The following is a 7,885-nucleotide window of genomic DNA, read 5'->3' as shown; positions in this document are numbered from 1 at the left end:
ATCCTGAGCCAGATCCCAGGCATCGCTGTAGTAAGCCAGCTTTTCATGTAGCCACGCTTCGCTTTGTACCGCATCAGGCGGCGGAAACTGTAAAACGGCTGATTGGGTCATAATGCATACTCATTGGCTTAAGATGAGCCTGATGATAGGGTAAAACGGCCTTAACAATAATACCCATTTTACCTGGACGACAAGACCCATATGCCCCTTACCCGCGTGCCGTTAATCCAGCTATTCGCCTCGCAGCAGGCCCGTACCCGGCGAGACAAATTATGCGCTGCTTTGCGTCAGCTGATTACCGACGGCACGCTGCGACGGGGCGAACAGCTGCCCTCTTCACGGCTGCTTGCCGTGGATTTGTCGCTGTCCAGAGTGACGGTAGAGGCAGCCTATGCGCAGCTGGAAAGCGAAGGCTGCCTGCTGCGGCAGAGCGGAAAAGGCACTTTCGTTGCCACAGATCTGCCTGCGGTGCGGCCTGCCAGACAAGCGACAGCGGTGCCGAGGCTCTCATCACGCGGCAGAAAAATTGTCGCCTCCGGCGGCTGCGACGATCCGATTTTCCCCCAGGCTTTCGCCGCGGGCTCGCCGGATCTGCGGGCCTTTCCTCATGATACCTGGCGGCGGCTGGTTGCACAGCGGCTGCGCCATGCGCCGGAAAAAATGATGGGCTACGGCGCGCCGCAGGGGCTGGTCGGGCTGCGTGAGGCGGTGGCGCGCTATCTTGCCCAGGCGCGCGGCGTCCGCAGTGATGCCGGGCAAATTATTATTCTGACCAGTTCACAGCAGGCGCTGCAGATGCTGGCAATGCTTCTGTGCGATCCGGGTGATACAGTCTGGCTGGAAGACCCCGGCTACCGCGGCGCTTATCATGCTTTTAACAGCGCAGGCGCAACGGTCGGCATGCTTGAATTTGATGACCAGGGCGCGCGCATTCCTGATGGCCCGGCAGCGAAGCTGATCTATCTGACGCCCTCCCATCAGTATCCTCTCGGCGTCACCATGAGCCTGACGCGCCGCCTGGCATGGCTGGCCTATGCGCGCGCGCACGGCAGCTGGCTGATTGAAGATGATTACGACAGCGAATTTTACTACCACACGCAGCCTGCGCCCGCGTTACAAGGGCTGGATAAAGCAGGACGCGTATTTTATCTCGGCACCTTTTCCAAAACGCTGTTCCCTTCCCTGCGGCTGGCTTATCTGGCGGTGCCGTCCGCGCTGGTGGATGCCTGTTGCCGGATGCGTGGCGTGATGGACGGACACAGCGCGCTGCTGATGCAGGCGGTCACGGCGGATTTTCTCGATCGCGGCCATTTTCAGGCGCATCTGCGGCTGATGCGCAAACTTTACGGTAGCCGCCGCGAGTTGCTGCTGGCGGAGCTTACCAGCAGGTTGGGTGACCGGCTCCAGCCGCTGGACCACCAGCATGGGTTGCAGCTGACGGCCACGCTGCCGAATGGCGGCGAAGAAAGGTTAACGCATCAGGCTTTGCAGGCGGGATTAGTGCTGCCGCGCCTGTCGCCTTTGTATCAGGGAAGCGTACGACAGGAAGGCTGGCTGCTGGGTTTTTCCGCCCTGCAGCCAGCAGAGATCGTTAGCGCGGTAGAAAAGCTGACTCGCCTCTTTTCAGACTGACGCTAACAGTTACCACATAATTTCCATCTGTGCGCCGAATATGGCCTCATTGCCCTGGCCCCGGCTGAAGGTTTGCAGATGGGTATCGCTGTAAGCCATCCTGTTGTCGACCGCCGTAGGATATCCCCATTTTTCATCCCATTTAGCCCATGTCGCAAACAGTCGCAACGCCGGACGAGACCAGAGACTGGTGCCTGCCTGCCACTGCTGGGCCAGTGTTATCTTATATTGACTATTGCGCTCGCCGGTTCGCTGAGATTTTACATTATCGTAGCCGAAGTCCAGCAGCGTGCTCATGATGGGCGTCCACTTATACATCGGGCTTACGCCTGCGGTGTACCATTGGGTACCGTTGTGGTTATCGCGATTGATATCCTGATACATCGCTACATAGGCGATTCCCCAGCGATCGTTGAGATCAATGGCGCCGTGATCGAGGATGCGCATCATATGACCATTATTATCTACTGAGGCACCTTCACCACGGCCATTGCCCAGCGAAGTCAGGGCATCCGTGGCGTACTGCACCACAAATTTGTTCATGCCGTTCGCGATAGCCTGGGTGTGAATAGCCGTCAGCATCCAGCCGGCTCTGCTGGCATTGTCTGCCAGCCGATAGCCGTTCTGAACGTTGGCACGGCCATAATCGATGCCCAGGTCCAGGCTGCCGCCGGGGTTGGTTTTTAACCCGCCCAGGCGGAGATCAAACACATCATTGACGGTCGGCCGCTCATCCCGCTGCGTATCCATATAGCCTTGCGAGCCGCCCGATTCGCTGTTGCGCGTGACCGCCAGGGAGAGTTTGCCGAAGCCCAGATCGATGTTTTCCAGGCCGGCACCCGGGCCGGAAATATCCCAGTAGAAAAAGTCGGTCATAAAGACATCGTGGCGCTGGTAGAAACGTTTGCCCGCCCAGAGCGTGGCGCCTGGCAGCGCATCAATCAAATTGACGCCGGTAACATTCACCTCGCGGAAACCGGGCGACACGGCTTCAAAATCAGCGCGCTGTGATACGGCATAGGCCAGCGTGGTATCGAAATAGAAGCTTTTATCGCCCTCTTTCCATGCCTCCTGCCCCAGCTTCAGTTCCGCGTAGGTTTCGCACTCGTTACCCAGACGATATTTACTCTGCGCACCGGTAGTTTTAAAACACTGTTGCTCCCCGCCGCTCCCGCTCCAGCCTATACCGGAACGCGCGTAGCCATGAAAGTCCAAGGCCAAAGCTGGCGCAGAAAGTGCCGCAGCGATCGCTACGGTAAGAAACGCTTTACCCACAAATTTGCCGTTCTGTTTCATTATTCATCCCTTTTTTTATTGAGCGGTTATTCCTTTATCCACCACATTGCTTCAAAAGGCCGTAACGTGCCTGCCTGCGCTGGCGCGTCATGATAGTTGCAGAGCAGCCTGCGCCAGCCGGGGTCGGCTTCAATGGCGGCATTCTGCCAGGAGAGCGGCGTACGGCTCAGGTTGGCCACTACCAGCAGCTGCTGCCCCTTCCAGCGCCGTACGTAGCACCACAGCGTTGGATGCTGCGGATCCAGATCTTCGTAATCGCCAAATGTCAGGATCGGGTGCGTTTTACGCAAAGCAATAAGCTGGCGATAGGTATGAAAAACGGAATCGGGGTCGGCCATAGCCTGTTCCACATTGATGGCCGAAGCATTGTTCGCGCAGCTCAGCCAGGGCTTACCGGTGGTGAACCCCGCATTGGCTTCTGCCGTCCATTGCATGGGTGTTCGGCTGTTATCGCGCGACTTGCTCGCCAGAATGGCCAGAATGTCGGCTTCGCCGCGCCCTTTTGCCCGCTGTTCGGCGTACATGTTCAGGCTTTCCACATCGCGGTAGCGGTCGATATGGTTGAAGCCTGGATTGGTCATGCCAATCTCTTCGCCCTGGTAGATATAGGGGGTGCCCTGCACCCCATGCAGTACCATTGCCAGCATTTTCGCCGAGGGCACGCGCAGCGCACCTTCCTCACCGAAACGGGAAACGATGCGCGGCTGATCGTGGTTACACCAGAACAGTGCGTTCCAGGCACGATTGTGCATGCCGCGCTGCCAGTGGTTAAAAATGCCTTTTAGCTTAACGAAATCCGGCCTGGCCAGCGTCCATTTATCGCCACCGGGGTAGTCCACTTTCAGATGATGGAAGGTAAAGGTCATCGACAGTTCACTGCCGTCGCTGGCCGCGTATTGCTGGCAGTTTTCCAGCGTGGTGGAAGACATTTCCCCCACGGTCATCAGGTTAAGAGGCTGAAAGACCTCCCGACTCATCTCTCGCAGATAGTCGTGAATAAGTGGGCCATCCGTATAGAAGCGCCGCCCGTCACCCTCGTCGTCGTCCGGCAGCTCCGGATGCCTCGATACCAGGTTAATCACATCCAGTCGCAGGCCTTCGACGCCTTTTTCCGCCCAGAAACGGCAGACCTTTTTCAGTTCTTTCCGTACCGGGGGATGCGCCCAGTTAAGATCGGCCTGCTCCACGGCATACAAATGCAGATAGTATTGCCCGCTTGCCGGATGCCATTGCCAGGCCGACCCGCCGAATTTAGATCGCCAGTTATTTGGCGGCCGGTCCCCTGTGCCGTCACGCCAGTGGTAAAATGCCCGAAAGGGGCTGGCGGGATGCTGTGCAGCCAGAAACCAGGGGTGTTCGGTAGAAGTATGGTTAAACACCATATCCATGACGATGCGGATGCCGCGCTGACGCGCTTCGGCTACCAGCTGCTCGAAATCAGCCATGGTGCCGTAGCGTGGGTCGATAGCGTAGTAGTCGGCCACGTCGTAACCGTTATCGACCTGGGGAGAAACATAGACTGGCGTTAGCCAGATCGCCTCCACGCCAAGCGTCTGCAGATAGTCGAGGCGGGAAATGATCCCCTTCAGATCGCCAAAGCCATTGCCGTTACTGTCCTGAAAGCTCTTTGGGTAAATTTGGTAGATAACGCCTTGCTGCCACCAGGCGAGTTCATGACTCATCGCAATAATCCTTTATTTAAAAGCTATACGGACAGCTCGCCACGTTTGGCCTTATGGCGGTATACCAGTAGCGTCAGCAGCAGCGGCACCAGGATGGCTATCAGCATCGCTACCAGAAAGATCGGCCAGAACTGCGGTTGGATGGATAAAATGCCCGGCAGGCCGCCAACGCCGATGCTGTTGGCAAGCACGCCGCTCAGTCCACACAGCAAACCGGCCAGTGCGGAACCGATCATGGCGCACAGCATAGGGAAGCGATATTTCAGGTTGATGCCGTACATGGCAGGCTCGGTTACGCCTAAAAAGGCGGAAATAGCCGCTGGCACAGAGATTTCACGCTCGTTAGCTTTACGGCTGAGCGTGATGATGCCGACAACGGCGGAGGCCTGAGCGATGTTGGAGAGCGCAATCAGTGGCCAAAGCGGCGTACTGCCCATGCTGTTAATCATCTGCAAATCAATTGCCAGCGTGGTCTGATGAATGCCGGTGATCACCAATGGTGCATATAAAAAGCCGAACAGCATGGCACCGATGGGAGCAAAGCTGCCGGTCATTAACGCTTTTACGCCCCAGGCAACACCGTCACCAATCAGCCTGCCGAAAGGCCCAATCAGCGCATGCGCCAGGAAAACGCCCAGTAAAACGGTCACTATGGGCACCACAACCAGCCAGAGACAATCCGGCACCCATTTTTTGAGGCGCAGTTCAATCCAGGCCAGCATCATACCGGCCAGTACGGAAGGGATAACCTGGGCCTGATAGCCCACTTTTTCAATGGTAAACCAGCCGAAATTCCAGGCTTCCGGCACCTGCTGACCTAACAGATAGGCGTTCATCAGCTGAGGAGAAACCAGCGTTACGCCCAGCACGATGCCTAATACCGGTGTGCCACCCATTTTTTTTACTGTTGACCAGCAAACGGTCACCGGTAAAAACATAAATATGGCTTCGCCCGGCAGCCACAAAAAATCATAAAGCGTTTGCCAGGCTGTTGACTGCTGTGCCAGCGTTTTTCCGCCAGAAAAAGGCACGTCGCCGATAATATTGCGGAAACCTAAAATTAACCCGCCGCAAATTAATGCAGGCAAGAGTGGGAAAAATATTTCAGCAAAATGTGAAATAGCTCGCTCGGACCACTTCATATTCTGCCGGGCCTTAATTTTCACCTGCTCTTTATTAACGTCGTCAGCCCCCGTGGCGGCCAGTAGTGCCTGATGCCAGATGCCGACATCTGTGCCAATCACTACCTGAAACTGCCCTGCATTGGTAAAACAGCCTTTGACGCCGGAAAGCGTCTCAATCATTTTGGGCTGGGCGAGGGTCGCATCATGAAGGACAAAGCGTAATCGGGTAATACAATGGCTGACGGCGGCAATATTTTTTTTGCCGCCGACGAGTTCGATCAAGCGGTCGGTCGCCTGTTTTATTTTTTCCACGGTAAGTCCTTTTATTAAAAAATAAAATAAGAAATATAATTACCTGAATGAATATTTAATTTAACTATTTATTAATATTAAACCAATATAAAGCCGACAATAATAAACAATAGTTATACATTTAAAGAGTGGCTTCCCTCCCCTGACCTGTTTAATTTTCGCGAGTGTAACGGGAAATAATCCCCCATAAAGGGGAACGTTCCCATTTTAAAGGGAGGATCACAAAAATAGCGGTTCTATCGGTAACATATTGTCAGAAATGACAGGGGACAATAAATTGCCGCGGCTCTGCGGTGCCATTAAGCTGGGCAAGCAACTGCCTGGCCGCCAGGGAACCCGCCTCACCGTAGCCAAACTCCACGGAAAGCGTTTGAGGGAACAAAAATCTGGCCAGCTGGGTATTGCCAATGGCACACACCTGGACGGAGAGAACGGGCCGTTGCTGCAGGTACTTATTAGCCCCAAGCGCTATGCTATCTGAGGCACAGATTAGCGCAGTAGTTTGCCCGGTTAAGATCCCGGCTATACCCTCATAGCCATATTGGTACGTCAACTCACCCAGCGCGCCGAGCGGGGCGAGCTGTAAGCGCCGACAGGCAGCAAGGTAGGCCTGATAACGACAGGCTCCGGTAGTGGTATCGCTTTGTTCCACGCCCAGGTAACTGATATGGCGGTGCCCTTGCTGATAAAGCTTATCCATCAGTAAATTGACCGCGCCTGCATCGTCATAACACACTGATGAAAAACCGGTGTAACGGCGTACCATTACCACCATCTTGTCCTGCCAGCCGCTCAGCATCGCCTCATCCAACCCGCTAAAGCCAAACAAAATCACGCCATCCACGTGACGCTGAGCCAGCATGCGTAGCTGCCCCTTTACGTGGCCCGGTTCGAACTGGCTTTCCAACACCACGGGATCAAAACCCTGTTGATAAAACAGTGGCAGCATGGCCCTGACCGCCTGATTTTCAGCCGGGGAATCCAGACGTGAAACGATAATTCCCACCACCCTGTCACTCCGCTCGCGCATGGCGCGGGCTGCTCTTGACGGCATGAAATTCTGCTGTTGAATAACGGCTTCTACTTTCTCACGCGTTTTCTGACTGACGCTGCCTTCGCCATTCAATACGCGCGACACGGTCGATTTCCCTACCCCGCTCAGCCGGGCAATATCCTTGATGGTCATCCTGTTGTTCATGATCGACGCTTCTGTGATTACAGCGAAGTGGGAAGGTTACCGTATTTTGCCCTGACAATCAGCCTCCGGGTTATCGTCGTGATGCGGCATCACGTGATGTGATGAACATGGCGCGAGGGGGCATAGTGCAGAGTAATGTGACGTGGCAGGGTGTAAAGCGGGATGAATGTGGCGCGGCGTGGCTAATCAAACATCGGGCAGCCATGAACAGCATTACTCCAGGCCTTGCCTCTCTACGCCGCTGCGGCGTTCAGCCAAATCCGTGCCATAAAAAAAGGATGCCCTTGCGAGGCATCCTTTTTTAAATAGCTAACCGGTTACAGCTTGCGCATGACCAGCGTCGCGTTGGTACCGCCGAAGCCGAAGCTGTTGGACATGACGGTAGTCAGCTGCTGCTCAGTAGGCTGGGTCACGATGTTCAGACCTTCCGCTGCTGCATCCAGCTCTTCAATATTGATACTTGGCGCGATAAAACCGTGTTCCAGCATCAGCAAAGAGTAGATCGCTTCCTGTACGCCCGCCGCTCCCAGAGAGTGGCCGGTCATGGCTTTGGTGGCCGACATCGCTGGGGTGTTATCACCGAAGACTTCGCGAATTGCACCCAGTTCTTTCACATCGCCTACCGGCGTAGAGGTGCCGTG

At 55.4% G+C, this 7,885-nt stretch carries 5 protein-coding genes and 2 pseudogenes; 1 reads left to right on the top strand and 6 read right to left on the bottom strand.

From position 1 onward, the window contains the following. A pseudogene (locus RTK32_RS03165) lies at window positions 1-111 on the bottom strand (rhodanese); the annotation flags it as partial. A gap of 90 nt (window positions 112-201) precedes the next feature. Between RTK32_RS03165 and RTK32_RS03160 the strand changes: the two are divergent. Continuing rightward, window positions 202-1,632, top strand: coding sequence for a PLP-dependent aminotransferase family protein (locus RTK32_RS03160; RefSeq protein WP_312042061.1), 1,431 nt, complete (start codon window positions 202-204; stop codon window positions 1,630-1,632). A gap of 9 nt (window positions 1,633-1,641) precedes the next feature. Here the strand turns inward: RTK32_RS03160 and RTK32_RS03155 are convergent, their stop codons facing one another. From RTK32_RS03155 to RTK32_RS03135, 5 genes and pseudogenes are all read right to left on the bottom strand, one after another. Next, the gene (locus tag RTK32_RS03155) at window positions 1,642-2,928 is read right to left on the bottom strand and encodes a maltoporin (protein WP_312042060.1); all 1,287 of its coding nucleotides are present in this window, start codon (window positions 2,926-2,928) and stop codon (window positions 1,642-1,644) included. Window positions 2,929-2,954: 26 nt separating this feature from the next. Beyond that, window positions 2,955-4,610, bottom strand: coding sequence for an alpha,alpha-phosphotrehalase (gene treC, locus RTK32_RS03150; RefSeq protein WP_312042059.1), 1,656 nt, complete (start codon window positions 4,608-4,610; stop codon window positions 2,955-2,957). Between the two features lie 23 nt (window positions 4,611-4,633). Further along, entirely contained in the window at window positions 4,634-6,046 is a 1,413-nt protein-coding gene (gene treB / locus RTK32_RS03145; RefSeq protein WP_312042058.1) for a PTS trehalose transporter subunit IIBC, read from the bottom strand. A gap of 253 nt (window positions 6,047-6,299) precedes the next feature. Then, the gene (treR, locus tag RTK32_RS03140; RefSeq protein WP_312042057.1) at window positions 6,300-7,244 is read right to left on the bottom strand and encodes a trehalose operon repressor TreR; all 945 of its coding nucleotides are present in this window, start codon (window positions 7,242-7,244) and stop codon (window positions 6,300-6,302) included. 317 nt (window positions 7,245-7,561) lie between these two features. After that, window positions 7,562-7,885, bottom strand: a pseudogene (locus tag RTK32_RS03135) (beta-ketoacyl-ACP synthase I); the annotation flags it as partial.

Source organism: Erwinia sp. (genome assembly GCF_031978025.1).
In the GTDB taxonomy this organism is placed as follows: domain Bacteria; phylum Pseudomonadota; class Gammaproteobacteria; order Enterobacterales; family Enterobacteriaceae; genus Erwinia.
The sequence above is the reverse complement of the archived record's forward strand: the minus strand, read 5'-3'. Positions and strand labels throughout refer to the sequence as shown.